The sequence below is a fragment of the Methylobacterium oxalidis genome (genome assembly GCF_007992195.1).
Classification (GTDB): Bacteria; Pseudomonadota; Alphaproteobacteria; order Rhizobiales; family Beijerinckiaceae; genus Methylobacterium; species Methylobacterium oxalidis.
On record NZ_BJZU01000304.1, the window covers coordinates 1 to 1,027 of the forward strand.

1 protein-coding gene is annotated in these 1,027 nt (G+C 72.4%); it reads right to left on the reverse strand.

Features of this window, described 5'->3' with window-relative positions; all coding sequences use genetic code 11:
- Nucleotides 1-914 (reverse strand): dTDP-4-dehydrorhamnose reductase (gene rfbD, locus MOX02_RS30710; protein WP_147029527.1); only part of this gene is annotated, 914 nt, incomplete at its 3' end.
- Between the last annotated feature and the right edge of the window lie 113 nt (nt 915-1,027).

The following is a 1,027-nucleotide window of genomic DNA, read 5'->3' on the forward strand; positions in this document are numbered from 1 at the left end:
GATCTCACGCCCTTCATCGTATCGTCGTCTGCTGCGGCCGGTCCGATGAGCCGGTCGAGGATGTCCGCGAGGGCATCTTCCCACGGCCGCATCGTGAGGCCGTAGGCCGCCCTCAGGCTCGCGGTCGAGAGCTGCGAGTTCGCCGGCCGCCGCGCCGGCGTCGGATAGGCCGAGGTCGGGATGCCGTCCACCGGCACCTGTCGTCCGCCGCGGTGCGCTGCGCCTGCGACGATCGCGCGGGCGAAGCCGCACCAGGTGGTGGCGCCCGCGTTCACGCAGTGGAAGGTGCCGGTCGGCGCCTGCGCGTCCGAGACGAGGCGCAGAGTCACGATCCTCAGTGCCGCGGCGAGATCGGCGGCCGAGGTCGGCGAGCCGTGCTGATCCTCGACCACGCTCAGGCGCTCGCGCTCGGCCGAGAGCCGCAGCATGGTCTTGACGAAGTTCGCCCGGTGCGGGCTCACCACCCAGGCCGTGCGCAGGATCACGTGGCGCGGGTTGCCGGTGCGCACGGCGAGTTCGCCCGCCGCCTTCGAGGCGCCGTAGACGCTTCTCGGGTTGATCGGGTCGTCCGGCTCGTAGGCCCCCGGCTTGCTGCCGTCGAAGACGTAGTCGGTCGAGACCTGCAGCAGCGGGATGCCGGCAGCTCGCGTGGCCGCAGCGAGGTAGGCCGGCGCCAGCGCGTTGAGCCGCCAGGCGGCAGCGACCTCGCTCTCGGCCTTGTCCACCGCCGTGTAGGCGGCCGTGTTGACGACCGCCGCGTAGGAGTGCGCGGCAAACGCACGGGCGACAGCCGCCTCGTCTGAGATATCGAGCTCGTCCCGCGTCGGCGCGTGCAGGCGCACGCCCTCGCCCCAGTCGAGCGCCCACAGCTCCGTGCCGACCTGACCGGCACCGCCCAGGATCAGGATATCCATGACGGCCTCAGCCCGCCTTGCGCGCTGGCGCCAGCCCCAGGCGCTCGCCCCGGTAGCGGCCCTCGCGGATCGGGCGCCACCAGGCCTGGTTGTCGAGATACCAGGCGATGGTG